Below are 24,724 nucleotides of genomic sequence, written 5' to 3' on the forward strand. Positions count from 1 at the left end.
CCTTTCGGGGGCCGGCCAGGCTCGGGGGTGCCTCGACCTCGACGAATTGCAGCCGGCCCCAACGGGGGGATGATGACCGGCCGCTGAGACAGCATGATGTATGACACCCGGATGTTGTCAAGACATTGACCGATCAAAAGCCGACATAAAGCCGGTAAAAGTTGCGTTACACCGGCAAAACCACCCGTATGACCGCATTTCGGCATGGTCGGGCCAGGTCCTGACAACCGTCCTAACATGGACACGGCCGGGTCACCGGCCAATGAGTGAGGTAGGAAATTGAGCAGCCCTTCTGCCGCAGAAACGCCCGTCCGCACCCGGCTCTCGCGGGTGGTCATCCGCTTCGCCGGCGACTCCGGCGACGGCATGCAGTTGACCGGTGACCGGTTCACCGCCGAGAGCGCCGGCCTCGGCAACGACTTGGCCACCCTGCCCAACTTCCCAGCCGAGATCCGGGCGCCCCAGGGGACCCTGCCGGGCGTCTCCAGCTTCCAATTGCACTTCGCCGACCACGACGTCCTGACCCCCGGCGACGCCCCCGACGTGCTGGTCGCGATGAACCCGGCGGCACTGAAAGCCAACCTCGCCGACGTCCCCCGCGGCGCGAGCATCATCGTCGACACGGATGAGTTCTCCAAGCGCAACCTCGCCAAGGTGGGGTATGCCGCGTCCCCCCTCGACGACGGCTCTCTCGACAGTTGGGCGGTCCACCAAGTGCCCCTGACCTCGTTGACGATCGAGGCTCTGGCCGACTTCGCGACGCTCACGCGCAAGGACAAGGAGCGGGCGAAGAATATGTTCGCCCTCGGCCTCCTCTCGTGGATGTACAGCCGACCCACGACCAGCACCCGCGCCTTCCTGACCAGCAAGTTCGGCGCGAAACCCGACATTCTCGGCGCCAACCTCGCCGCCCTAGACGCGGGCTGGAACTACGGCGAGACCACCGAGAGTTTCGCCTCGGCCTTCGAGGTCGGCCCGGCCCCGATGGCCGCCGGTACCTACCGCAATGTCACCGGCAACACCGCGCTCGCCTACGGCCTCGTCGCCGGCGCCCACCGCGCGCGCCTGCGCCTGGTCCTGGGCTCCTACCCGATCACGCCGGCGAGCGACATCCTGCATACGCTCTCTGGGCTGAAGCGCTTCGGGATCATGACGATGCAGGCCGAGGACGAGATCGCCGGCGTCGGCATCGCCCTCGGCGCGAGCTTCGGCGGCGCCCTCGGCGTGACGAGCACGAGCGGGCCCGGCCTCGCCCTCAAGGCCGAGACGATCGGTCTCGCCGTGAGCCTTGAACTCCCGTTGATCATCGTGGACGTCCAGCGCGGCGGCCCGTCAACGGGATTGCCGACCAAGACCGAGCAGGCCGACCTCCTCCAGGCGATGTATGGCCGCAATGGCGAGGCCCCGCTGCCCGTCGTCGCCCCGCGCTCCCCGGCGGACTGCTTCGACTCCGCACTGGAGGCGGTGCGCATCGCCACGACCTACCGGACACCGGTGGTGCTCCTGTCCGACGGCTACCTCGCCAACGGCTCGGAGCCGTGGCGCCTGCCCGAGATCGCCACCCTCCCGGACCTCAGTGTGGAGTTCGCCCACGAGCGCAACGGGACGGACGCCAAGGGTGCCCCCGTCTTCCACCCCTACCTGCGTGACCCGGAGACGCTGGCCCGGCCGTGGGCCATCCCCGGCACTCCCGGCCTGGAGCACCGCATCGGCGGCATCGAGAAGGCCGATATCACCGGCGCCATCAATTACGAGCCCGACAACCACGAGCGGATGACCCAGCTACGTCAGCGGAAGGTGGACGGCATCGCCGCCACCATCCCCCCGCTCGCCGCCGACGATCCCACCGGTGACGCCGACCTGCTCGTGCTTGGGTGGGGATCGACATACGGGCCGATCAGCGCGGCGGCACGCGAGCTGCGCACGCAGGGACGCAAGGTCGCCACCGCCCACTTGGGCCACCTCAATCCCCTGCCCCCCGAGACGGGTGAGGTGCTGCGCCGCTACCGGCGGATCCTCATACCGGAAATGAACGGGGGCCAGCTCGCCCTCCTCATCCGGGCGGCCTACCTGGTCGACGCGCGGTCGTATGCCCGTGTGCGCGGCCTCCCGTTCACCACCGCCGAACTCGTCGAGGCGATGACGGCCGCGCTCGATGCCGACCCGCAGGAAGGTCGCTGACCATGGCACATCCCCTCCATACCGCCGACGTGCTCGGCGGCGGCTCAACCGATATCGGTATGCCGCTCCGGCACGGGCTCGACCTCATCCCCCGCGCCCAGCCGGATCAGGCCCCGGCGACCAAGAAGGACTTCACCTCCGATCAGGAGGTGCGCTGGTGCCCGGGCTGCGGTGACTACATCATCCTCAACACCGTCCAGTCCTTCCTTCCGGAACTCGGGCTGCGCAAAGAAAATATCGTCTTCATTTCCGGGATTGGCTGCTCCAGCCGCTTTCCCTACTATCTCGATACATTTGGTATGCATTCGATTCACGGCCGGGCGCCGGCGATTGCGACCGGCCTCGCGACGTCGCGTCCGGACCTGTCCGTGTGGGTCATTACCGGCGATGGCGATGCCCTCTCCATCGGTGGAAATCACCTGATTCACGCCCTGCGGCGCAATGTGAATCTCACGATTCTGTTGTTCAACAACCGGATTTATGGGTTGACCAAGGGGCAGTACTCCCCCACGTCCGAGCCCGGCAAGATCACCAAATCGACCCCGGTCGGGTCGGTCGACATGCCGTTCAACCCGGTCAGTCTGGCGCTGGGGGCGGAGGCGACCTTCGTCGCCCGCAGCCTCGACAACGACCGCGCCCACCTGAGCGAGATCTTGCGGGCCGCCGCCGCGCACCGCGGTACCGCGCTGGTCGAGATCTATCAGAACTGCCCGATCTTCAACGATGGCGCCTTCGATGCGATCAAGGACCGCGACCAGCAAGAGGCCCGGCTCGTGCACCTCACGCACGGCGAGCCCGTCCGCGTCGGCGCCGAAGGGTCCCGCCAGGTGCTGGTCCGTTCCACGGACGGACGCCTGCGCTTCGTCGCCGAGACCGAGCGCACGGAGAGCGACGGCCAGATCGTGGTCCACGACCGGCACGACCCCGACCCGAGCCAGCAGTTCGCGATCAGCCGGATCGACGACTCGCGTATGACGCACGTCCCGATGGGCATCTTCCGCCAGGTCGAGCGTCCCACCTACGACGACCTCGTTCGCGGCCAACTCGACGCCGCAGTCGCGGCCGCCGGCGCACCGGCCACCGACGCCGACCTCGCCGCGCTCATTGCCGGCAAGGACACCTGGACGGTGGCGTGACGCCCCGAATCGGAGACGCCACCCCCGGAGCGGGTCACCCGCGGACCGCCGCCGACGAACGTCGCCGGGGCACGGCATACGGATTCTTGGCGTATGGCGTGTGGGGCATCTTCCCGCTCTATTTCCACGCCCTGAAGCCGGCCGGCGCTTGGGAGATCTTGGCGCACCGGATCGTCTGGACGATGGTGTTGTGCTGGGGAATCCTGGCTGTCCGGCGGGACTGGGCCTGGTTGCGCACCACGCTGGCGAATCGTCGACTGAGCCTTGGCCTGACCGCCGCCGCCCTGCTCATCGCTGTCAACTGGGTCATTTATGTCGTCGCCGTGCTGTCGGGGCACACCTACGAAGCGGCCCTCGGCTACTTCCTCAATCCCCTGGTCACCGTCGCGCTCGGCGTCGTCATCCTCGGCGAACGACTGCGCCGACTGCAGTGGCTGGCCGTGGGAGTCGGCGCCGTCGCCGGCATCTACCTCGCCCTCGCAGGCGGCGGATTCCCTTGGGTGGCAATCAGTTTGGCGCTGTCGTTCGGGATGTATGGCTTGCTGAAGAAGCGCGTCGGCGCGGCGCTGGACCCGTGGCACTCGCTGTTCGCGGAGACGGCCATCCTGATGCCGGTCGCGGTCGCGATCCTCATCATCGTCGGCGTCCGCGGGGACATGACGTATGGCGTGGGCACCGCCCACACGGTCATGCTCACCCTCGCCGGGGTCGTTACCGCGATCCCGCTGTTGCTCTTCGCCGCGGCGGCGCAGCGCGTGCCGCTCGTGACGATCGGCTTGATCCAGTTCACGACCCCGGTCATGCAGCTCCTCGTCGGGGTGTGGCTCTTGCAAGAGCACGTCTCCGGTCGCCTCTGGCTCGGCTTCGGCATCGTCTGGATCGCGCTGGTCCTGCTGACCGTGGACTCCATCGCCGCGGCCCGGCGCAATCGCAGCGAGATCACGCCCCTCGACCCAGCCGCCGAGTAGGCCCCTCAGGCGGCTCTCAGACTTGGCGCGGGACAATGCCGTCATGTCGAGTGCACGGACGAATCTGACCCGATTCGCCTGGTTGTCGATCGCCGCGGCGATCGCCACCATTGCCCTGAAGTTCGGCGCCTATCTGCTCACCGGCTCGGTCGGCCTCTTGTCCGACGCCGCCGAGTCCATCGTGAACCTGGTCGCGGCGTTCGTCGCCCTGCTGGCCCTGCACGTCGCGGCGCGTCCCCCGGACGAGGACCACCACTTCGGCCATTCCAAGGCGGAGTACTTCTCCGCCGTGGTGGAAGGGCTGATGATCTTCGTCGCCGCGGTCTTCATCCTGGTGACCTCGGTCCAGCGATTCCTGCACCCACAACCGCTGGAGAATGTCGGCGTCGGGTTGGGGATCTCCGTCGCCGCCTCGGCGCTCAGCGGCATCGTCGCCATGACACTGCTGCGCGCCGGACGCCAGCACAACTCCATCACCCTGGTCGCGGACGGCAAACACTTGTTCACCGACGTGTGGACCTCGGTGGGGGTGGTCGTGGGCGTCCTGTTGGTGGCGCTGACCAAGTGGGAGCGCCTCGATTCGATCATCGCCTTCCTGGTCGGCTGCAATATCGTCTGGACCGGCTGGCACCTCATGCGCGAATCGGTCGACGGGTTGATGGACAAGGCCTTGGACGCCGAGCGCGCGACCGCCATGCGCGCGGTGCTCGACCGCTACAGCGGTGACGAGGTGACCTATCACCACCTACGCACGCGCGAGGCAGGCCACCGCATCTTTGCGTCGGTCCACGTACTGGTGCCGGGTGCCTGGACCGTTCAGCGCGGGCACGACCTCGTGGAGGACGTCGAGGCGGACCTGCGCACGGCCATACCCCAACTGGACATCAGCATCCATCTGGAACCGCGAGAAGATCCGCGCTCCTACGAGGACGGTGTCCCACATTCGCATCACATGCGCCCGTGAGGCAACGCGAGCGACACAGTGCTGGTGCCCGCAGGATCTGCGGACACCAGCACTGTGGTCGAAGGATCGAAGGTGGTCTACTTCGGGGCCCGGAGAAGGCTTCCACCCTTGACGGTCTTGCCGAGGTCGGCAGCCGGGAGCGCCTTCACCGTCTCGCGTCCAGCCAACGTCCGGAAGTTTGCCGAGTCGAGGCGCATCGTTCCCCAATAGCCATCAGCAACGTAGAAGCCGTAGCCGACCTGGCCACCGCTGCGGGTGTAGTCGTATCCCGACCACAGGGTGCGCCCGTTGATGGCCCAGTTGAAGTAGCCACCCTGCGCAGTGAGGTTGAGGGTCTTCCAGATCTGGCTGCGAATGACTGCGGCATACGTCCAGTCGACGAGCGCGCGTTCGTTGCCGTTGTTGTCGGTGTAGAACACCGAGAAGTAGCCGGTGTTGGTGAAGTTGAAGTGGTAGCTCGGCGCCCAGTCGTAGTCATTGGTCAGGCGCAACGGGTTGCCGCGGACAATCATTGAATTGGCCCAGTAACCGCCGCCATTGCCGTCGCGCTTCACGCGAGCCTGGTAGACGAAGTTGCGGAAGGTGCCCGTGTGTGAGGTCGACGACCAGTACCCCGGGACGCCCTGGCACCAGTAGTTCCCACCATTGATCGCCCAGTTGCCCGCAACCGAGTTCCACCCGATCGCGTTCCGGTTGAAGTCGTTGGACCACATTGCCGGCCGGTCGCCCTCGTCTGCGCGCGCCGCCGTCGCCACAAGGGGGGTGGACGCCAGGGATGCGGCTGCGCCCGTGAGGAAGGTTCTGCGTTCCATCTGATCAGCTCTTCTCGTCCTGAGATGGGGGGGTCGATCCTGGAGGTCCAGGAACCATCTAAAGCTCACATCTGTGGACCCTCAGGAAAAGTCCCACCTTTGCAGGACACCTATCCCGTTCCTTGGAGCTGGATCGGCTCATCCGGCGTCCAGAGCCCGCCGGCGGTCCCGTCTTAGAACGCGGGCTACTGATCGCGCTGGACGACGCGCAGCGCCAGGGCGGCCAGGGCCGACTTGACCTCGCCGTCGGGCAGCGGGGCCAGGACGTCCTGGGCGGAGCGGGCCATGGCCGTGGTCTCGGCGCGGGCGCGATCCATCGCCGGGTGCGGGCGGAGGAGATCAAGGGCCTCAGCCAACTCATCGTCGGTGTGCGTTGGCTGACGCAGGAGGGCTTGGAGCCGCGCGTCGGCCGGGTCGGTGGACTCCAGTGCATAGATGATCGGCAGCGTCCGCTTGCCTTCGCGGATGTCCGTGCCCGGCGCCTTGCCGAGGACCTCCGAGGTCGAGGAGATGTCGATGAGGTCGTCGGCCAACTGGAAGGCGACGCCGATGCGCTCGCCGTAGTCGGTCACCAGGGCGATGACCTCACGCGAGCACCCGGCCAGGAGTGCGCCATACCGAGCCGCGGTCGCGATGAGGACGCCCGTCTTGTCGGCCAGCACGCCGAGGTAGTAGGCGTGCGCGTCCTCCCCCGGCGGGCACGGTCGGTCGTCGCGGATCTGTCCCGAGCAGAGCCGGATGAACGTCTGCGCCTGAATCTTGACCGCCTCGGGACCGAGGTCGGCGATGATGTCCGAGGCCGTGCCGAACAGCAAGTCCCCGACCAGGATGGCGGTCGAGTTGTCGTACTTCGCGTTGGCGCTCGGGACCCCACGCCGGGTGTAGGCCTCGTCCATGACGTCGTCGTGGTAGAGCGAGGCGAGGTGGGTAAGTTCAACCCCGGCCGCTGCGGCCACGACATCCGCAGAGATCCCGTTGCCGAGTTCGGCCGCCAGCATCGTCAGCAGCGGGCGGAAGCGTTTGCCGCCGGCCTGCAACAGATGGCCGTTGGCCTCGGCGATGAACGGGTCCGCGTGGTCCACACGGGCGTCCAGCAGCGCCTCGACGTCGCTGAGCGCGGCGTCGAGTCGCTCCCGGAGGTCGTCGGAGAGCCCCGGGAGGGCGGGCGCGGTGGCGTTACGCGGCATACGGGTCAGCGGATGAACTGACTGGCCTGGCCGGCCAGGTCGAGCACCGGACCAGGCATGACGCCCAGGCCAATGCTCGCGATGACAGCGGCGGCCAGCGCGATCGTCGCGACGACCGACGGGGTCCAGGCGACGACATCGCCCTTGCCCTCCTCGAAGTACATCCGAACGATCAACTTCACATAGACGTATGCCGTGATGGCGCTGCAGAGGACACCGATGATCACCAACAGCACGCCACCCTTGCCGCCCGTCGCGACCGCAGGCGCGAACGCCGCGAACTTGGCCGTGAAGCCGGAGGTGAGCGGGATACCCGCGAAGGTCAGCAGGAGCAGCGCGAAGATGCCGGCGACGACCGGGTGCGACTTGCCGAGGCCGTCCCACTGCCTAACAGATGTGGCCTCGGCGCCGTCGTCCGCCTGACGGACCATGGCGATGATGCCGAAGGCGGCGATCGTGGCCAAGCCGTAGGCGAGGGCGTAGAACATGACCCCGGAGACACCGGCCTTGTCGAAGGCCAGCACGCCGGTGAGGATGAACCCCGCGTGCGCGATCGAGGAATAGGCCAAGAGGCGCTTCATGTCGGTCTGCGCCACGGAGAGCACCGACCCGACGACCATCGTCAACGCGGCAACCGCCATGACACCCAGGCGCCAGTCGAGGCGGTTGGCCTCGATGCCGACGTAGACCAGGCGCAGGATCGCGCCAAAGGCCGCGAGCTTGGTGCAGGCGGCCATGAAGCCGGTGACCGCGCTTGGGGCGCCCTGGTAGACATCCGGCGTCCAGGCGTGGAAGGGCACGGCACCGACCTTGAACAGCAGCCCGACCAGGACGAAGACGATGCCCGGCAGGAGCAGCCCGTCGAACTGCGTCTGACCCGCGCTGATGGCCTGCGAAACCTCACCGAAGTGGATCGACCCGGCATACCCATAGATCAGCGCGGAGCCGAACAGGAAGAAGGCGCTGGAGAACGAGCCGAGGAGGAAGTACTTCAGCGCGGCTTCCTGGGAGAGCAGTCGCTTGCGGCGCGCCAGCCCCGTGAGGATGTAGAGCGGCAGCGAGACGACTTCGAGCGCGACGAACATCGTCAACAGGTCGTTGGCCGCCGGGAAGATCATCATGCCGGCGATGGAGAAGAGCGCCAGCGGGAAGACCTCGCCGGTGCCCCAGCCCGCGTTCGTGGCGGTCCGCTCCAGGTCGGAGCCCGGCACGGCAGCACCCATCGGGGTGAAGGCGTCCGCGCCCGCGCTGGAGAACTTCTCCGCCATCAGCATGACCGACAACAACCCGAGCACCAGCACGGAGCCCATCTGGAACAACGCCGGGCCGTCGATGACGACGGCACCACCGAGCGTCGTGCCCTGGTCGTGGCGTGACTTCATCACGAGCACCACCAACGCGGCGACGAGCGCCACGACAGAGATGGACAACTGGATCGAGTGCCGCACCGACCGCGCGGCGAACGCCTCGACGAGCACGCCGAGCAACGCCCCACCGAAGACGATGAGGATCGGCATGACCGCCCAATAGTTGACGCTCACGGCCTGGAAGCCCATGTCGGGGTTCACTTCTCACCACCAGTGGTCGCGATGAACGGAGTGGCGGGCGCCGGATCCGAGACTCCCGCGACCGACAGCACCCGCTGGACGGCGGGGTTGACGGCATCAAAGAGCGGCTTCGGATAGAACCCGAGGAAGATGAAGGAAGCGATCAATGGCGCGACGACGAACTTCTCGCGCATCGTCAGGTCCTTGACCGGCTCGACCAGGGTCGGCGTGGGTCCGGTCATGACGCGCTTGTACATCCACAGGATGTAGATAGCCGACATGACCAGGCCGACCGAGGAGATGACCGCCGCGCCCTTGTAGCGCGAATAGCTGCCGGTGATGACCAGGAACTCAGAAACGAACGATCCCAGTCCGGGCAACGCCAGGCCGGACATGCCGGAGATGAGGAAGACGCCAGCGACTGCAGGGGTGATCTTCTGCCAGCCACCGAAGTCGGAGATGCGCGTGCTCCCGCGCCGGCGCACCAGCATCGCCGCCACCAGGAAGAGCCCGGCGGTGGTGAAGCCGTGGTTGATCATGTAGGTCGCGGCGCCCGCTCCGGCCGAGGTCGTCATCGCGAAGATGCCGAACACGATGAAGCCGAAGTGGCTGATCGAGGTGTAGGAAATCAGGCGCATGAGGTCGTTGGACCCGATGGCACAGAAGGCGCCATAGATGATCGAGACGATGGCCAGCGCGATGACGACGGGCGTGGCCCACTCACTGGCCTGCGGAAAGAGTCCGAGGCAGAAGCGGATCATGCCGTAGGTGCCGACCTTGTCGAGCACGCCCACGAGCAAAGTCGCCGTGGCCGGCGTCGCGGCCGCGGCGGCGTCCGGGAGCCACGTGTGCACCGGCCACATCGGTGCCTTCACCGCGAAGGCGATGAAGAAGCCGAGCCATAGCCACTTCTGCGTCGTGACGTCGAGATTCAACCCCGTGAGGTTTTGCATCAGGAAGCCGGTCGACCCCTTCGGGCCCTGGAAGTAGAGCGCGATGACGCTGACGAGCATCACCAACCCACCCGCGAGCGAGAAGAGCAGGAACTTGATCGCGGCATACTGCCGGCGCGGTCCACCAAAGCTGCCGATCAGGAAGTAGACCGGGATCAGCATCGCCTCGAAGAAGACGTAGAACAAGAAGACGTCGGTCGCCGCGAACACCCCGACCATGAAGGCGAGCAGGGAGAGCATCAGCGCGAAGTAGTTCTTCTCGCGGTGACCGCCCTCGGGCACGTCGTGCCACGCCGCCAGGATGCACACCGGCGTCAGGATCGCCGACATGAGGATCAGCGAGAGCGCGATGCCGTCCACACCGAGCGCATAGGAGACCCCGAAGCTCGGGATCCACTCGTGCACCTCGGTGAGCTGGAATTGCGAGAGCGAACTCGCCTTGAACTGCAGGGCGGCACCGACGGTGAGAGCCAGCGTCACCAGGGAGAACCCGAGGGCGATCTGCTTGGCTCGATCGGCCATCGCGGCCGGCAGCGCTGCCACCAGGAGCGCCCCGACCAGCGGGACGACCATCAGCAGCGTCAGCCAGGGGAAGGTCGTATCCATCAGTTGATCACCCACAGTGCACCGAAGATGGCGACGACGCCGGCCAGCATCGTCAGGGCGTAGGAACGAGCGAAACCGTTCTGGATGGTCCGCAAGCGATCGGCCGATTCCCGGGTCAACGTCGCGAGACCCTCGAAGGCACCGTCCACACCGTGGTGATCGGTCCATTCGACGCTCTCGGTGAGGGCGGCGCCGGGACGGCGCAGGACCCACTCGTTGAAGTCGTCTTGGTAGAGATCCTGGCGGGCCGCCCGGGTAAGGGCGTTCCCGGCCGGCGCGGTCGTCGGGACGTCGGCCGCGCCATACCGGATCCAGGCGAGGAAGGCACCGGCCGCCACGAGGGCGAGCGTCGCGATCATCAGGATGGGTATGGGGAGCACCGGCTCCCCGTGCTCGTGATGGCCGGTGACCGGCTCGAGCCAGGTGGTGAAGATATTCGTCGGGCCGAGGATCAGACCGAGAGCGGCCGAGCCGACCGCGAGGATCATCATGGGGACGGTCATCGTCAGCGGCGACTCGTGCGGATGCTGCTTGGGTTCGTCCGTCCAGCGGGCCTTGCCGTGAAAGGTCATGAAGAACAACCGAGACATGTAGAACGCCGTGACACCGGCGCCGACGAGGGCCGTCGTGCCGAACACCCAGGGGCGCCAACCCTCGCCGATGAAGGCGGCCTCGATGATCTTGTCCTTGCTCCAGAAGCCGGAGAAGGGCGGGACGCCGAGGATGGCCAGCCAGCCGAGGCCGAAGGTGATCCAGGTGATCTTCATGTACTTGGCGAGGTCACCGAAACGGCGCATGTCGACCTGGTCGTTCATACCGTGCATGACCGAGCCGGCACCGAGGAACATCCCGGCCTTGAAGAAGCCGTGGGTGATCAGGTGGAAGATCGCGAAGGCGTAGCCGACCGGGCCCAGCCCGGCGGCGAGCATCATGTAGCCGATCTGGGACATGGTCGAGGCGGCCAGCGCCTTCTTGATGTCGTCCTTGGCACAGCCGACGATCGCGCCGTAGGTCAGCGTGATCGCGCCGACGATGGCGACGGCCAGCTGTGCGTTGGGCGCGCCTTCGAAGATGTGATGGCTGCGCACAACGAGGTAGACACCGGCGGTGACCATGGTTGCCGCGTGGATCAGCGCCGAGACCGGCGTCGGGCCGGCCATCGCGTCGCCGAGCCAGCTCTGCAGCGGGAACTGCGCGGACTTGCCACAGGCGGCAACGAGCAGCAGGAGACCGATGATCGTCAGCGCCGTGGTGCTCGCGTGCTCGGCGCCCGCGTTGACGGTGGCGAAGTCGACGGCGCCGAAGGTAGCGAACAGCGCGGCGATCGCCAGCGACAGGCCCATGTCACCGACACGGTTGACAATGAAGGCCTTGTTGGCGGCGGTGGCATAGGTGGGATTCTTGTACCAAAACCCGATCAGCAGGTAGGACGCCAGACCGACGCCTTCCCACCCGACGAAGAGCAGCACGTAGGAGTCGGCGAGCACCAGCGTGAGCATCGCCGCAATGAAGAGGTTGAGGTAGGCGAAGAACCGGCGCTTGTCCGGGTCCTGGCTCATGTAGCCGAGTGAGTAGACGTGGATGAGCGATCCGACAAACGTGATCAGCATGACGAAGCTGAGCGACAGCGGGTCCATCAGGACGCCGGCGTTCAACTGGAAGCTACCGGCGGGGATCCAGTTCCAGAGGACCTGGTGCGTGAAGCGCGCATCGGCGGCCGCACCCAGCGTCTGGATGAGCGCGACCACGCCGAGGCCGAAGCTGGCCCAGGAAAGGCCGGTCGCCAGGCCAGGGCCGAAACTGTCGGTCTTGCGGCCACCGAGCAGCAGCAGGACGGCACCGGCGAGCGGCAGCGCGACCAACAGCCAACCCGGCAGGGTGACCGGTCCGGACTCGGCGGCGGCAGCCTGCGCGACCTGGAGGGCGAGGGAAGACATGGTGTCTTGACTCCTTCTACAGCTTCAGCAGGTTGGCGTCGTCGACCGAAGCCGAGCGGCGGGCACGGAAGATCGCCATGATGATCGCCAGGCCGACCACGACCTCAGCGGCGGCGACCACCATCACGAAGAGGGCGATCGCCGAGCCCTCCATGGACTCGCGCATCCGCCCGAACGTCACGAAGGCCAGGTTGGCCGCGTTGAGCATCAACTCGATCCCCATGAAGACGATGATCGCGTTGCGCCGCGTGAGCACCGTGGCGCCCCCGATGGCGAACAGGATGATCGCGAGGTAGATGTAGTTCATCAGGCTCATCGCGTGCGCCCCTCCTCGATCTCGTCGGCGAGTGACTGCTCGGCGGCGGAGTAGCGCTCCGGTCCGCTGATCTGGTCGCGCTCGATGAGCGTGCGCGACACCGAGAGTTGACTCGGGCGGCCGTCCGGCAGCAGCGCGGGCGTATCGACGGCGTTATGCCGCGCGTAGACACCCGGGGCGGGCTTGCCGGCGACGTACTCGTTGTTGCGCACCCGCTCCTGGGACAACTCCCGCTGCGTGGGCCGGTGACCGACGCGCTCGCGGTGTGCCAGGACCATGGCCCCCAAGGCAGCGGTGATCAGCAGGGCGCTGGTGATCTCGAAGACCCAGACGTACTTGCCGAAGATGAGCCCGGCCATGGCCGAGACATTGCCCGAGGCGTTGGCGGTGTCCAGGGTCGGCTTGCCGGTCAGCGTGATGTGGCCGATGGCGGCGAACAACATGCCCGCCAAGCCCAAGCTGAGCACCAAGGTGGCCCACTTCTGCCCTTTGATGGTCTCGACCAGTGAATCGGAGGAGTCGACGCCGACGAGCATGACGACGAAGAGGAAGAGCATCATCACGGCGCCGGAGTAGACGAAGATCTGCACCACGCCGAGGAAGGCCGCCCCGTGCTGGATGTAGAAGATGCCGAGCGACAGCATGGCCAAGGCCATGCCGAGCGCCGCGTGGACCGCCTTGCGGGCGAACAGCAGCCCCAGCGCCCCGACGACGGCGAGCGTACCGAGGATCCAGAACGTCACCTCTTCACCGGTCGTGGTCATGACCCGTCACCCGAGACCTTCCCCTGGTAGTAGTCGCGCTCCTGCATACCCGGCGCCATCGCGTGCGGCGGGGCCGACATGCCGCCCTGGAGCGGGGCGAGCAACTGCTCTTTGGTGAAGATGAGATCGGCCCGGTTGTCGTCGGCGAGTTCGTAGAAGTTGGTCATCGTCAGGGCCCGGGTCGGGCACGCCTCGATGCACAAGCCGCAGAAGATGCAGCGCAAATAGTTGATCTGGTAGACCTTGCCGAACCGCTCGCCCGGTGAGAACCGGCCGGTGCCGCCCGGGGTGTCGTCGTTGTCCGCGCCCTCCACGAGGATCGCGTCCGCCGGACACGCCCACGCGCACAACTCACACCCGACGCACTTCTCCAGGCCGTCCGGGTGACGATTGAGCTGGTGACGGCCGTGGAAGCGCGGCCGCGTCGGCCGCTTCACCTCGGGGTATTCCTCGGTGTAGACCTTCTTGAACATCGTCGCGAAGGTCACCCCGAAGCCACCCACGGGGGCGAACATCTCGGAGAAAAAACCACCCTTGCCCTGCTCAGCCACGGAGCACCTCCTGGTTGCGCGTTGCGGGGGCCGTCCCCGGCTCGACCAGCCGCTGACCGGGCAGCGGCGGGACCGGATAGCCACCGGCGAACGGATCGATCTCGTCGGGGACCTCGGGTTCGCGGGCCTCGGCCTTGGCGGCCTGTCTGCCGTCCCAGATCCACGTCGCCGCAAGGACCCCCACCACGAGTAGACCGATGATCACCAGGAGCGAGGTGTAGTAGCTACGCCCGCCAAGGCTCAGTGTGTTGTCGCCGAGCCAACCCTCGTTGGCGGCCTGGATGAAAGCAACCGCGACGACCCAGACGATGGTGACCGGGATGAGGAACTTCCAGCCGAAGTGCATGAACTGGTCGTACCGCGTGCGGGGAAGGGCACCACGCAGCCATACGAAGAAGAACATGAAGGACCAGAGCTTGAGGAAGAACCAGAGCAGGCCCCAGTAGCCGTGGTTGAACATGCCGTCGTTGATCGAGGCGATGCCGGGAGGCGCCTGCCAGCCGCCCAGGAACACGGTGGTGGCGAGCGCGGAGACCGTGAACATGTTGACGTACTCGGCGAGGAAGAACATCGCGAACTTCAGCGAGCTGTATTCGGTGTGGAAGCCACCGGTCAGCTCACCCTCACCCTCGGCGAGGTCGAAGGGCAGTCGGTTGGTCTCGCCGACCATGGTGATCACGTAGATCACGAAGGAGACGATGCAGGGCAGGATGAACCAGCGGTCCTTCTGCGCGGCGACGATCTGGCTGGTCGACATCGAGCCGGAGAACATGAACACCGCGACTAGGGACAGGCCCATCGCGATCTCGTAGCTGATGATCTGCGCGCTGGAGCGCAAACCACCAAGGAGTGGATAGGTCGAGCCGGAGGACCAGCCAGCAAGCACGACGCCGTAGGCACCGACGCCAGCAACCGCGAGAACCAAGAGCACGGCGACCGGCAGGTCGGTCAACTGCAGCGGCGTCTGGTGCCCGAACATCGAGACCATCGGGCCGAGCGGGATGATCGCGAAGGACACGAACGCCATCGCGCCGAAGAAGGCCGGCGCCAAGATGAAGACGAACTTGTCGGCGTTCTTGGGGGTCAGGTCTTCCTTCAGCGCGAGCTTCACACCGTCGGCGAGCGTCTGCAACAAGCCGAAGGGGCCGGTCCGGTTGGGGCCGGGCCGCTGCTGCATTCGACCGATGACGCGCCGCTCGAACCAGATGACGATCAGCGTGTTGAGCAGGAGGAAGACGAAGAGCAGCAGTGCCTTGACCAGGGACAGCCACACGGGAGTCTTGCTGAAGTCGGCCACCGGGTTGTCGGTAGGGTCGACCTGAGCGGCCAAAGCCAGAAGCGAGTGGACCGAGCTCACGAGGCACCTCCGGGGATGACGGTGACGAGCTGACCAACGGGAACACCGAGATCACTGACCCGGCAGCCAGCCGAATTGGCCGGTAGCCAGACGACATGGTCGACCATGTCGGTGACCTCGAGTGGAACGCGCACCGATCCGGCAGGTCCGGTGATCGTGACGACGTCGCCATCGGCGGCGCCGACGGCGGCGGCACTCACCGACGACATGCGGGCCCGCGCGGGATGCGCGGTGCCGGCCAGGAAGGGCTCGCCGTCCTGGAGGCTGCCCTTGTCGAGGAGCAAGTGCCAGCTGGCCAGTACGAACTGGCCGGGGGCGGGTTGGGGGACGAGCGACGCGGTCGTGGTGGGCCGGTGGTAACGGCCACCCGCCCAGGCGCCCAACGCCGACATCTCGCGCTGGATTTCCGCGAGCGACCGGACTCCGAGGAAGACACCCAACTCGTCAGCCAGCAGGTCCAGGACGCGGTAGTCACTCAAGGCGGTCGTCGACAGTGCTGCCTGGAAGGGTCGCGTGCGGCCCTCCCAGTTGACGAACGTCCCGGCCTTCTCGGCGTGCGGAGCAACCGGAAGGACAACATCGGCGTATGCCGTGACCGACGACGGGCGGTAGTCCAGCGACACCACGAACGCCTTCTCCAGCGCCTTGGCAGCCTGGGCGCCGAGGTCGGCTGCGTCGACACCGCCGACGAGCAGCGAGGTGACTCCGCCGCCGGCGGCGCCAGCGATGATGCCGGACATGTCGAGGCCGACATCGGTGGGCAGGTCGGCAACGCCCCAGGCTGCCGCGACCTGGGCGCGCGCCTCGACGTTGCGGACCGGTCGGCCACCCGGCAGGAGGCCGTAGAGCGCGCCGGCCTCCAACGCTCCGCGCTCGCCCGCCCGGCGCGGAACCCACGCGAGCTTCGCCCCGGTCCGCTCGGCGAGGTCGAGTGCGGCCGCGAAGCCACCCGCGACGCTGGCAAGGCGTTCGCCGACGAGGACGACATTGCGCGCACCGGAGAGGGCATCGGCCGCCGCGTCGGCGGCGAGGACGTCGGTCTCGGTGCCGGGGGCCGCCGGAATGAGCGTCCCGCCGAGCTTGGTCAGACCACGCGAGGCGTATGGCGCGATCGAGGTGACCACCGTCTTGTTGCGTCGGAACGCCTTGCGCAGGCGCAAGAAGACGATCGGGCTCTCCTCTTCGGCCTCGAAGCCGACGAGCAGGACATTGGTGGCCGCCTCAAGGTCGGCGTAGGTCGTCGCGCCGCCATTGGGTCCGGTCGCCACGACAGTGGAGGCCAGGAACTGGGCCTCCTCACTGCTGTGCTGTCGAGTGCGGAAGTCGATGGCGTTGGTGTGCAGGACCGTGCGAGCGAATTTGCTGTAGGCGTAGGCGTCCTCGACGCTGATCCGGCCGCCGGTGAGCACTGCCGACTTGGTTCCCCGCAGTCCGGCCGCGGCGGCGGCCAGCGCCTCGGGCCACGAGGCGACCTGCAACTCGCCGGCCGCGTCGCGCACGAGCGGCAACTCGATGCGGTCTCCGACGGTCGGCGAGGCGAAGGCCCAGCGGCCCTTGTCGCAGTTCCACTCCTCGTTGACGGCGGGGTCGTTGATGGCCATGCGGCGAAGCACGGTGCCGCGCCGGTGGTCGGTGCGGATGGCGCACCCGCTGGCGCAGTGCTCGCAGGCGCCCGGGGTCGAGACCAGGTCGAACGGGCGGGACCGGAATCGGTAGGCCGCGCCGGTCAGCGCCCCCACAGGGCAGATCTGAACCGTGTTGCCCGAGAAGTAGGACTCGAAGGGCTGGTCCTCGTAGATGCCGACCTGCTGCAACGCGCCGCGCTCGACGAGCGCGATGAACGGGTCACCGGCGATCTGGTCGGAGAAGCGGGTGCACCGGGCACAGAGGACGCAGCGCTCGCGATCCAACAGGACCTGGCTGGAGATGTTGATCGGCTTGGGGTAGGTGCGCTTGATGTCCTCGAACCGCGACACCGGTCGCCCACTGGTCATCGCTTGGTTCTGCAGCGGGCACTCGCCACCCTTGTCGCAGACCGGGCAGTCGAGCGGGTGGTTGATCAGCAGCAACTCCATCACGCCGTGCTGCGCCTTCTCGGCACCCGGGGAGGTGAACTGCGTCTTGACCTCCATGCCCGGGGCAACCGTCATGGTGCAGGACGCCTGCGGCTTCATTCGTCCGGGCGGCCCCTGCATCTGGCGCGCGGCGCCCGGCTTGCCGTCCGGTCCGGGCGGGCCGGGCATGGCGACCTCGACGAGGCACTGCCGGCAGGCGCCCATCGGGTCGAGTCCGGGGTGATCGCAGAACCGGGGGATCTCGATGCCGATCTGCTCGGCTGCCCGGATGATCAGCGTGCCCTTCGGCACGGATACGGGGATGCCGTCGATGGTCAGCTCGACCATGTCGACGGGCGGCTTCGCGGCCGGAGCCTCCGCACCGCCCGGCTTCGGGACGGCGTCGGCGCCCGAGGCCGGGCTTTGCGGCTGCTGAGGCGACTTCTCAGCGGTCGACTTCTCAGGGGTGACGGTCATACGGACGCGGTCTCCTTCGCGAAGAGAGCGGAGGCGTCGCGATCGAACGGACACCCGCCCTGGCGGAGGTGCTCAAGGAACTCCTCACGGAAGTACTGAATGCTGCTGGTGACCGGCGACGTCGCGCCATCACCCAGCGCGCAGAACGAGCGCCCGAGGATGTTGTCGCAAATGTCGAGCAGCTTCTCGAGGTCCTCCTCGTCACCCTGGCCGTGCTCCAGCCGCCCCATGATCTGCTTGAGCCACCACGTGCCCTCGCGGCACGGGGTGCACTTGCCGCAGGACTCGTGCTTGTAGAAGTCGGTCCAGCGATCCACGGCGCGAACCACGCAGGTCGTCTCGTCAAAGATCTGTAGCGCGCGCGTGCCGAGCATCGAGCCGGCCTTGGCGACCGAGTCGAAGTCGAGCGGGATGTCGAGGTGTTCCTCCGTGAACAGAGGCGTGGAAGACCCGCCTGGGGTCCAGAACTTCAGCTTCTTGCCGCCGCGCATGCCGCCGGCCATGTCGAGCAACTCGCGCAGGGTGATGCCTAGCGGCGCCTCGAACTGGCCGGGGTTGGCCACGTGGCCGGACAGCGAAAAGATGCCGAAGCCCTTGGAGCTCTCTGTGCCCATCGCCGCGAACCAGTCGGCCCCGTGCAGCAGGATCGGTGGGATCGAAGCGATCGACTCGACGTTGTTGACGACAGTGGGACGGGCATAGAGGCCGGCCACGGCCGGGAACGGCGGCTTGGAGCGCGGTTGGCCACGACGGCCTTCGAGGCTGTCGAGGAGCGCCGTCTCCTCACCGCAGATGTAGGCGCCGGCGCCGGCGTGCACTGTGACGTCGAGGTCGAAGCCGGAGCCTTGGATGTTCTTGCCGAGGTGGCCCGCGGCATACGCCTCCTCCACCGCGCGCAGTAGGCGACGGTAGACGTGGACGACCTCCCCACGCAGGTAGATGAAGGCGTGGTTGCACCCGATGGCGTATGACGTGATGGCCACTCCCTCGATGAGGAAGTGGGGCGCCGCCATCATCAGCGGGATGTCCTTGCAGGTGCCCGGCTCGGACTCGTCGGCGTTTACCACGAGGTAGCGCGGGCCGCCGTCCGGTGGGGGCAGGAAGGACCACTTCATCCCGGTCGGGAAGCCGGCACCACCACGACCACGCAGGCCGGAATCCTTGGCCATCGACACCAGGGCGGACTGGTCCATCGCCAGCGCCTTGGTCAGGGCCTGGTAGCCCTCGTTGGCCTCGTAGGTCTCCAGCGTCCAACTCTGCGGGTGATCCCAGAACTTGGTCAGGATGGGGGTCAGCGTCGTCGCCATGTCACTCCCCTGCCTTCGTGTCGGCAACGCGGGCCTGCGCCAACGACTCGGCGGCGACCTCGGTCTTGATGGTGCGCTCATCCTTGAGCGTGACGGTCTCGTGCTCGGGGGCCATCAACTCGCCCGCGCTCTGCGGTCGGGGAGCGCGCCAGTCGTGCTCGTGCGCGACCTCCAGGCCGATCAAGCTGGCCGGTCCGGCGCCGACGCCCTCGTCCGCGAGGCCGTCGGGGAAGCCGGCCAGCACCCGGGACATCTCTTTGAAGGTGCATTGTCGGTTGGGCCCACGAGTCGGCTTGACGGGTGCACCCGAGCGGAGATCGTCGACCAACGCAACCGTCGACTCCGGAGTCTGGTTGTCGTAGAACTCCCAGTTGACCATCACGACCGGGGCAAAGTCGCAGGCCGCATTGCACTCGACCCGCTCCAGCGTGATCTTGCCGTCGGTCGTGGTCTCGTCGTGACCGAGGTCGAGGTGCTCGCTGACGGTGTCCCAGATCTGGTCGCCGCCCATGATGGCGCACAGCGTGTTGGTGCAGACGCCGACGGTGTAGTCGCCATTGGGGTGGCGTTTGTACTGCGTGTAGAACGTGGCAACCCCGCTGACCTCGGCCTCACTCAGGCCGAGCGCGTCGGCGCAGAAGGTCACGCCGCGTCCAGCGATATAGCCATCAACGCTCTGCACGAGATGCAGCATCGGCAACAGCGCCGACCGCTTGACCGGGTAGCGCGCCACGATCGCCGCCGCGTCCTCGGCCAGCTTGGCCAAGACGTCGGGCGCGTAGGGCTCTTTGCTCTCCGGGGCGACGTGCAGGAAGCCCGAGGCGGTTTGCTCGCCGTAGTGCTCCATCAGCGGTCGACACCTCCCATCACAGGATCAATCGAGGCCACGGCGACGATGACGTCGGCGACCTGGCTGCCTTCGCACATGGCCGCAACGGCCTGCAGATTGTTGAAGCTCGGCTCTCGGAAGTGCGCCCGGAACGGCCGGGTGCCGCCGTCGGAGACGAGGTGACAGCCGAGCTCGCCCTTGGGGCTTTCCACGGCGGCATAGGCCTGGCCGGGAGGAACGCGGAAGCCCTCGGTGACCAGCTTGAAGTGGTGGATCAAGGACTCCATGGAGGTGCCCATGATCTCCTTGATGTGGGCCAGGCTGTTGCCCATGCCGTCGGAGCCGATGGCCAACTGCGCGGGCCAGGCGATCTTCTTGTCGGCGACCATGACGGGGCCGGCGTGGCCCTGCAGCACGTCGATGACCTGCTCGATGATGTCCAGCGATTGGTACATCTCGTCGATGCGGTTGCGCAGCCGGTCGTAGGCGTCGGCTCCGGTGCGGGTGACGACGTCGAAGTCGTAGTTCTCGTAACCGCAGTAGGGCGCGGCCTTGCGCAGGTCGTGCGGCAGGCCGGCACTGCGCAGGACCGGGCCGGTGACGCCGAGCGCCATACAGCCAGCCAGGTCGAGATAGCCGACGCCGACGGTGCGGCCCTTGAGGATGGGGTTTTCGTTCATGAGCAACTCGAGCTCATGGAACCCCTTGCGCAGCAAGGGCATCATCTCGCGGATGGCCTGGATAGAACCAGCCGGGAGGTCCTGGGCGACCCCGCCTGGACGGATGTAAGCGTGGTTCATCCGCAGGCCGGAAATCATCTCGAAGATCGAGAGGATGCGCTCGCGCTCGCGGAACCCGACCGTCATGACCGTGGTGGCGCCCATCTCCATCCCGCCGGTGCCCATGCACACGAGGTGGCTGGTGATGCGGTTGAGCTCCATCATCAGCACGCGAATGGCGCTGGCCCGCTCGGGAACCTCGTCGGTGATGCCGAGAAGCTTCTCGACCGCGAGGCAGTAGGCCGTCTCGGTGAACAACGGCATGACGTAGTCCATGCGGGTGCAGAAGGTCACGCCCTGAACCCAGGTGCGGAACTCCATGTTCTTTTCGATGCCCGTGTGGAGGTAGCCGATGCCGGCGCGGGCCTCGGTGACCGTCTCGCCCTCGAGTTCGAGGATGAGCCGGAGCACGCCGTGGGTGGACGGGTGCTGCGGGCCCATGTTGACGACGATGCGCTCCTCGGGGAGGGAGCCGACGTCGCCGACGATGTCGTCCCAGTCGCCACCCTGCGCGGTGAAGACGCGGGCGCCAGCGTCCTCGCCGGGCGCGGCGAAGATGTCAGGGGTCTCGTGGCTGTCGAAGTCGGCAGACTCGAAGACGCTGCTGTCGGTGCTTTGGGTGCTCATCAGTTGTAGGACCTCCGCTGGTCGGGCGGGGGCACGGAGCCGCCCTTGAACTCCACTGGGATCCCGCCGAGCGGGTAGTCCTTGCGTTGCGGGTGGCCCGGCCAGTCATCCGGCATCAGGATCCGGGTCAGGGCGGGGTGGCCGTCGAAGATGATGCCGAACATGTCCCACGTCTCGCGCTCGTGCCAGTCGGCCGCGGGATAGGTCGAAACCACGGAGGGAACGCGCGGGTCACTGTCGGGCACGGTGACCTCGACCCGCAGCCGGCGACACCCGTGCGTGATCGACATCAGGTGATAGACGACGTGCAACTCCGCCCCGGCGTCGGTCGGGTAGTTGACCCCAGAGACCGACAAGCAGAGCTCGAACCGCAAAGACGGCTCGTCGCGCAGTGCCTGCATGACCGCCGGCAGGTCCTCCCGGCGGACGAAGATCGTCATCTCGCCCCGGTCGATGACCGTGCGAGTGATGGCGCCGGCGGCGGACGTCGCCTCGATGGCGTCGGCAAGCTCGTCGAAACCGCCGCCGTATGGCCGCACGGCCGCCCCCGGGAAAAGGATCGGCGACACGAGACCGCCGTAACCGGAGGTGTCGGCACCGGCGGTGGCGCCGAACATGCCGTGGCGCTCGCCGCGCTGAACCGGATCAGGGGTGGTCCCCGGGGCGCTCGGCAGCAGGCCGTCGTCGGGCGTTGGGGTGTCGGTCATGCGAGCAGGCTCCGTCCGGCAGGAACGGCATGGTCATGGGTGGGCGCCATGAGATGGGTGGGCGTGGCCCGCAGGGCGGCCTCCTCGGCGGCACGGGCGGCCGCGACGCGGTTGACCCCGAGCTTGGAGTTCTGGATCTGGTCGTGCAGCGTCAGGATTGCGTTGAGCAGCATCTGCGGTCGTGGCGGACAACCGGGAAGGTAGACGTCGACCGGCACGATGTGGTCGACACCCTGGACGATCGCGTAGTTATTGAACATGCCGCCCGACGAGGCGCAGACACCCATCGAAATGACCCACTTGGGCTCGGGCATCTGGTCGTAGACCTGGCGCACGACGGGCGCCATCTTCTGGCTGACGCGGCCGGCGACGATCATCAGGTCGGCCTGGCGCGGAGTGGCGCTGAAGCGCTCCATCCCAAAGCGGGCGATGTCGTAGTCCGGCGTGCCGACCGCCATCATCTCGATGGCGCAGCACGCCAACCCGAAGGTGGCCGGCCAAACCGAGCTCTTGCGCATGTAGCCCGCGACCTGCTCGACCGTGGTGAGCAGGAATCCGGCGGGGAGTTTCTCTTCGATACCCATGGCTGCCTCGCGTCAGTCCCAGTCCAGGCCGCCACGACGCCAGACGTAGGCGTAGGCGATGAACACGGTGAGGATGAACAGGACCATCTCGACCAGCGCGAACAGGCCGAGTTGTTTGAAGGCGACGGCGAACGGATAGAGGAACACCGACTCGACGTCGAAGATGATGAACAGCATCGCGGTCAGGAAGTACTTGATCGGGACGCGGCCACCGCCGGCTGCCTGCGGGCTGGGCTCGATGCCGCACTCGTAGGCGTCGAGCTTGGCCCGGTTGTAGCGCTTGGGACCGGTCAACGGCGCAATGGCCACGGAGAAGACCGCGAACCCGCCACCGATCGCCAGCAGGAACAGCAACGGTAGGTATGGGTGGTTGTTCACGACCAGCCCACCTCGCTTTCATCAGATGTGGCCCAGGTCACCAATATGCGCCATTCAATCCTAGGGGTCCGACAGCGGCCAGCGCAGGCAGGTCCCGACGCCACGCCGGTAGCCCTCGACACGCCGCTCATGCGTTCGGCGCCAGTCGCGACATCGCGTTGATGAGGCGATCCGACGCCGTGCCGCCACGCTCCTCCGGGAGGTTGGCCATGACCTTGAGCAGGAACTTCATCAGCGTGGTGCGCGGCAGGCCGTACTTCGTGGCGAGTCGCATCACCTCGGGGTGCCCGATCGCGTGGGCGAACCAGCGACCGAGGGTGAAATAGCCGCCGAGCGCGGATTTCATGTTCTCCGGGTATGCCGCGAGCACCCGCTCGCGCTCGGCCGCACCACCGCGGGTCAGCGCCTGGGCGATGATCTCGCTCCCCACCCGGGCAGCTTCGAGCGCGTAGTCGATGCCCTCGCCGTTGAAGGGGTTGACCATCCCGCCGGCATCGCCCACGAGAAGGAGGCCATCGGCATATAGCGGGGCGCGGTTGAAGCCCATGGGAAGAGCCGCGCCGCGGATCGGGCCCGCGGACTCATCGTGCGTCAGATGCCAGTCGGCGTCGATGTCCTCGACCCAACGACGCATGACGTCCTTGTAGTCGGTCTTGCCGAAGGCCTCGGAGGTGTCCAGGATGCCGAGGCCGACATTCGTGCGGCCGTCCTCCAGCGGGAAGAGCCAGCCGTAGCCAGGCATCAGGCGCCGGTTGCCGGCGTCGTCGCGGGTCCACAACTCCAGGTGGGACTCCAGGTAGTCGTCCTGGCGGGGCGTCTTGTAATACGCGCGGACGGCGACTCCCATGACGCGGTCCTCGCGCTTCTCCCGCCCGACCGCGGTGGCCAGTCGGGAGGAGACGCCGTCCGAGGCGACGACGATGGGGGCGCGCACGGCATACGTCTCGCCGGTGGCACGCCCTCGGGAATCGAGCCGCTTGGCCTGGACACCCACGACGCGACCCGTGCGCTCATCGCGGATGGGTTCGGTGACTGAGGTGGCTTCGAGAAGTCGCGCGCCGCGCTGCTGGGCGTGCCGGGCGAGGGCTTCGTCGAACTGAGCGCGGGTGCGGACCATGCCGTATCCGGGGAAGGTGCGCGTGGTCGGCCAATCAAGGGTCAGCGTGTGACCGCCGCCCTTGATCCGCAGACCCTGGGTGCGCTGCCAGCCGGTCGTGTCGACCCCGAGGCTGACGAGTTCCTTGACCGCGCGCGGGGTGAGGCCGTCGCCGCAGATCTTGTCGCGCGGGAAGGTGGCCTTCTCCAGGAGCACGACATCAAGACCGTGCTGGGCGAGGTATGCCGCGGTGGCGCTGCCGCCCGGACCGGCTCCGACGACGACGACATCGGCCTGCTCCACAGGCTGTGTCATGTGTTGTCCCTCGCGCGCTTGTGAACGGTTTCACGAACTCCGGGAGTCTAGGCGAGCCGACGCGAACCGTCTAAGGAAGGCTTACCTAAGTTGGGCCTGACTGGGGCTGGGCGGGTTCGGTCCCCGGGAGATCGGGATTGGTCGGGATTGCACCGGGATCGGCCGGAGGTGCGCCCGGATCGGCCGGGGGTGCGCCCGGATCGGTCGGCTGCTCGGGCTGCGACGGGCTCGGCACGGGCCCCGGGTTGGGCGCGGGCGCCGGTTCAGGAGTGGGTGCCGGCTCGGGCGCGGG

The 24,724-nt window shown here is 67.2% G+C and carries 20 protein-coding genes and 1 pseudogene; 4 read left to right on the forward strand and 17 right to left on the reverse strand.

What is annotated here, in order from left to right:
* Positions 1-279 precede the first annotated feature (279 nt).
* From BN13_RS02595 to BN13_RS02610, 4 genes are read left to right on the forward strand one after another with little or no spacing between them, the layout of a single operon-like run.
* Positions 280-2,181, forward strand: a complete 1,902-nt coding sequence (locus BN13_RS02595; protein WP_048544196.1) for a 2-oxoacid:acceptor oxidoreductase subunit alpha — start codon at positions 280-282, stop codon at positions 2,179-2,181.
* Between the two features lie 2 nt (positions 2,182-2,183).
* Positions 2,184-3,317 carry a 2-oxoacid:ferredoxin oxidoreductase subunit beta gene (locus BN13_RS02600; protein ID WP_048544198.1) on the forward strand — a complete coding sequence of 378 codons (1,134 nt, stop codon included), beginning with the start codon at positions 2,184-2,186 and terminating at the stop codon, positions 3,315-3,317.
* Positions 3,314-4,285 (forward strand): EamA family transporter RarD, encoded by a 972-nt coding sequence (gene rarD, locus BN13_RS02605; protein ID WP_235433911.1) that lies wholly within the window; start codon positions 3,314-3,316, stop codon positions 4,283-4,285. Before BN13_RS02600 ends, rarD begins: the two co-directional genes overlap by 4 nt.
* Positions 4,286-4,328: 43 nt before the next feature.
* Complete coding sequence (locus BN13_RS02610) at positions 4,329-5,249, forward strand: cation diffusion facilitator family transporter (RefSeq protein ID WP_048548794.1); 921 nt, start codon at positions 4,329-4,331, stop codon at positions 5,247-5,249.
* 77 nt (positions 5,250-5,326) lie between these two features.
* Here the strand turns inward: BN13_RS02610 and BN13_RS02615 are convergent, their stop codons facing one another.
* The 17 genes and pseudogenes from BN13_RS02615 to BN13_RS02695 form a co-directional block, all read right to left on the reverse strand.
* Positions 5,327-6,061 (reverse strand): hypothetical protein, encoded by a 735-nt coding sequence (locus BN13_RS02615; RefSeq protein ID WP_048544200.1) that lies wholly within the window; start codon positions 6,059-6,061, stop codon positions 5,327-5,329.
* Between the two features lie 185 nt (positions 6,062-6,246).
* On the reverse strand, positions 6,247-7,248 hold the full coding sequence (locus tag BN13_RS02620) for a polyprenyl synthetase family protein (RefSeq protein ID WP_048544202.1): 1,002 nt from the start codon (positions 7,246-7,248) through the stop codon (positions 6,247-6,249).
* A gap of 5 nt (positions 7,249-7,253) precedes the next feature.
* Entirely contained in the window at positions 7,254-8,804 is a 1,551-nt protein-coding gene (nuoN, locus tag BN13_RS02625; RefSeq protein ID WP_048548796.1) for an NADH-quinone oxidoreductase subunit NuoN, read from the reverse strand.
* 8 nt (positions 8,805-8,812) lie between these two features.
* Positions 8,813-10,354, reverse strand: coding sequence for an NADH-quinone oxidoreductase subunit M (locus BN13_RS02630; RefSeq protein WP_048548798.1), 1,542 nt, complete (start codon positions 10,352-10,354; stop codon positions 8,813-8,815).
* Positions 10,354-12,291 (reverse strand): NADH-quinone oxidoreductase subunit L, encoded by a 1,938-nt coding sequence (nuoL, locus tag BN13_RS02635; protein ID WP_048544204.1) that lies wholly within the window; start codon positions 12,289-12,291, stop codon positions 10,354-10,356. Before nuoL ends, BN13_RS02630 begins: the two co-directional genes overlap by 1 nt.
* Positions 12,292-12,307: 16 nt before the next feature.
* Positions 12,308-12,607 (reverse strand): NADH-quinone oxidoreductase subunit NuoK, encoded by a 300-nt coding sequence (nuoK, locus tag BN13_RS02640; RefSeq protein WP_048544205.1) that lies wholly within the window; start codon positions 12,605-12,607, stop codon positions 12,308-12,310.
* Positions 12,604-13,371: an NADH-quinone oxidoreductase subunit J gene (locus tag BN13_RS02645; RefSeq protein ID WP_048544207.1), complete on the reverse strand. Its 768-nt coding sequence runs from the start codon at positions 13,369-13,371 to the stop codon at positions 12,604-12,606. Before BN13_RS02645 ends, nuoK begins: the two co-directional genes overlap by 4 nt.
* Positions 13,372-13,382: 11 nt before the next feature.
* Positions 13,383-13,886, reverse strand: a pseudogene (gene nuoI / locus BN13_RS02650) (NADH-quinone oxidoreductase subunit NuoI); the annotation flags it as partial.
* Between the two features lie 28 nt (positions 13,887-13,914).
* Positions 13,915-15,279, reverse strand: coding sequence for an NADH-quinone oxidoreductase subunit NuoH (gene nuoH, locus BN13_RS02655; protein WP_048544209.1), 1,365 nt, complete (start codon positions 15,277-15,279; stop codon positions 13,915-13,917).
* A complete protein-coding gene (locus tag BN13_RS02660; protein ID WP_084733525.1) occupies positions 15,276-17,810 on the reverse strand; it encodes an NADH-quinone oxidoreductase subunit G in 2,535 nt (844 codons plus the stop codon). Before BN13_RS02660 ends, nuoH begins: the two co-directional genes overlap by 4 nt.
* Positions 17,807-19,117 carry an NADH-quinone oxidoreductase subunit NuoF gene (gene nuoF, locus BN13_RS02665; RefSeq protein WP_048544211.1) on the reverse strand — a complete coding sequence of 437 codons (1,311 nt, stop codon included), beginning with the start codon at positions 19,115-19,117 and terminating at the stop codon, positions 17,807-17,809. The genes BN13_RS02660 and nuoF overlap by 4 nt, the downstream gene beginning before the upstream one ends.
* A gap of 1 nt (position 19,118) precedes the next feature.
* Entirely contained in the window at positions 19,119-19,964 is an 846-nt protein-coding gene (gene nuoE / locus BN13_RS02670) for an NADH-quinone oxidoreductase subunit NuoE (RefSeq protein WP_084733526.1), read from the reverse strand.
* Positions 19,964-21,352, reverse strand: a complete 1,389-nt coding sequence (locus tag BN13_RS02675; RefSeq protein WP_048544213.1) for an NADH-quinone oxidoreductase subunit D — start codon at positions 21,350-21,352, stop codon at positions 19,964-19,966. Before BN13_RS02675 ends, nuoE begins: the two co-directional genes overlap by 1 nt.
* On the reverse strand, positions 21,352-22,059 hold the full coding sequence (locus tag BN13_RS02680) for an NADH-quinone oxidoreductase subunit C (RefSeq protein ID WP_048544216.1): 708 nt from the start codon (positions 22,057-22,059) through the stop codon (positions 21,352-21,354). The genes BN13_RS02675 and BN13_RS02680 overlap by 1 nt, the downstream gene beginning before the upstream one ends.
* Positions 22,056-22,643: a NuoB/complex I 20 kDa subunit family protein gene (locus BN13_RS02685; RefSeq protein WP_048544220.1), complete on the reverse strand. Its 588-nt coding sequence runs from the start codon at positions 22,641-22,643 to the stop codon at positions 22,056-22,058. Before BN13_RS02685 ends, BN13_RS02680 begins: the two co-directional genes overlap by 4 nt.
* A 12-nt stretch (positions 22,644-22,655) precedes the next feature.
* The gene (locus BN13_RS02690; RefSeq protein ID WP_201329037.1) at positions 22,656-23,021 is read right to left on the reverse strand and encodes an NADH-quinone oxidoreductase subunit A; all 366 of its coding nucleotides are present in this window, start codon (positions 23,019-23,021) and stop codon (positions 22,656-22,658) included.
* Between the two features lie 127 nt (positions 23,022-23,148).
* Entirely contained in the window at positions 23,149-24,432 is a 1,284-nt protein-coding gene (locus tag BN13_RS02695) for an NAD(P)/FAD-dependent oxidoreductase (protein ID WP_048544224.1), read from the reverse strand.
* Positions 24,433-24,724 lie beyond the last annotated feature (292 nt).

It is taken from the genome of Nostocoides jenkinsii Ben 74 (assembly GCF_001046875.1).
GTDB classification, from domain to species: Bacteria; Actinomycetota; Actinomycetes; order Actinomycetales; family Dermatophilaceae; genus Nostocoides_A; species Nostocoides_A jenkinsii.

Coding starts and splice junctions, on each gene's coding strand:
- BN13_RS02600 (WP_048544198.1), top strand. CDS start 2,184: ATGGCACATCCCCTCCATACCGCCGACGTGCTCGGCGGCGGCTCAACC.
- BN13_RS02610 (WP_048548794.1), top strand. CDS start 4,329: ATGTCGAGTGCACGGACGAATCTGACCCGATTCGCCTGGTTGTCGATC.
- BN13_RS02615 (WP_048544200.1), bottom strand. CDS start 6,061: ATGGAACGCAGAACCTTCCTCACGGGCGCAGCCGCATCCCTGGCGTCC.
- BN13_RS02620 (WP_048544202.1), bottom strand. CDS start 7,248: ATGCCGCGTAACGCCACCGCGCCCGCCCTCCCGGGGCTCTCCGACGAC.
- nuoN (WP_048548796.1), bottom strand. CDS start 8,804: ATGGGCTTCCAGGCCGTGAGCGTCAACTATTGGGCGGTCATGCCGATC.
- BN13_RS02630 (WP_048548798.1), bottom strand. CDS start 10,354: ATGGATACGACCTTCCCCTGGCTGACGCTGCTGATGGTCGTCCCGCTG.
- nuoL (WP_048544204.1), bottom strand. CDS start 12,291: ATGTCTTCCCTCGCCCTCCAGGTCGCGCAGGCTGCCGCCGCCGAGTCC.
- nuoK (WP_048544205.1), bottom strand. CDS start 12,607: ATGAGCCTGATGAACTACATCTACCTCGCGATCATCCTGTTCGCCATC.
- BN13_RS02645 (WP_048544207.1), bottom strand. CDS start 13,371: ATGACCACGACCGGTGAAGAGGTGACGTTCTGGATCCTCGGTACGCTC.
- BN13_RS02660 (WP_084733525.1), bottom strand. CDS start 17,810: ATGACCGTCACCCCTGAGAAGTCGACCGCTGAGAAGTCGCCTCAGCAG.
- nuoF (WP_048544211.1), bottom strand. CDS start 19,117: ATGGCGACGACGCTGACCCCCATCCTGACCAAGTTCTGGGATCACCCG.
- nuoE (WP_084733526.1), bottom strand. CDS start 19,964: ATGGAGCACTACGGCGAGCAAACCGCCTCGGGCTTCCTGCACGTCGCC.
- BN13_RS02675 (WP_048544213.1), bottom strand. CDS start 21,352: ATGAGCACCCAAAGCACCGACAGCAGCGTCTTCGAGTCTGCCGACTTC.
- BN13_RS02680 (WP_048544216.1), bottom strand. CDS start 22,059: ATGACCGACACCCCAACGCCCGACGACGGCCTGCTGCCGAGCGCCCCG.
- BN13_RS02685 (WP_048544220.1), bottom strand. CDS start 22,643: ATGGGTATCGAAGAGAAACTCCCCGCCGGATTCCTGCTCACCACGGTC.
- BN13_RS02695 (WP_048544224.1), bottom strand. CDS start 24,432: ATGACACAGCCTGTGGAGCAGGCCGATGTCGTCGTCGTCGGAGCCGGT.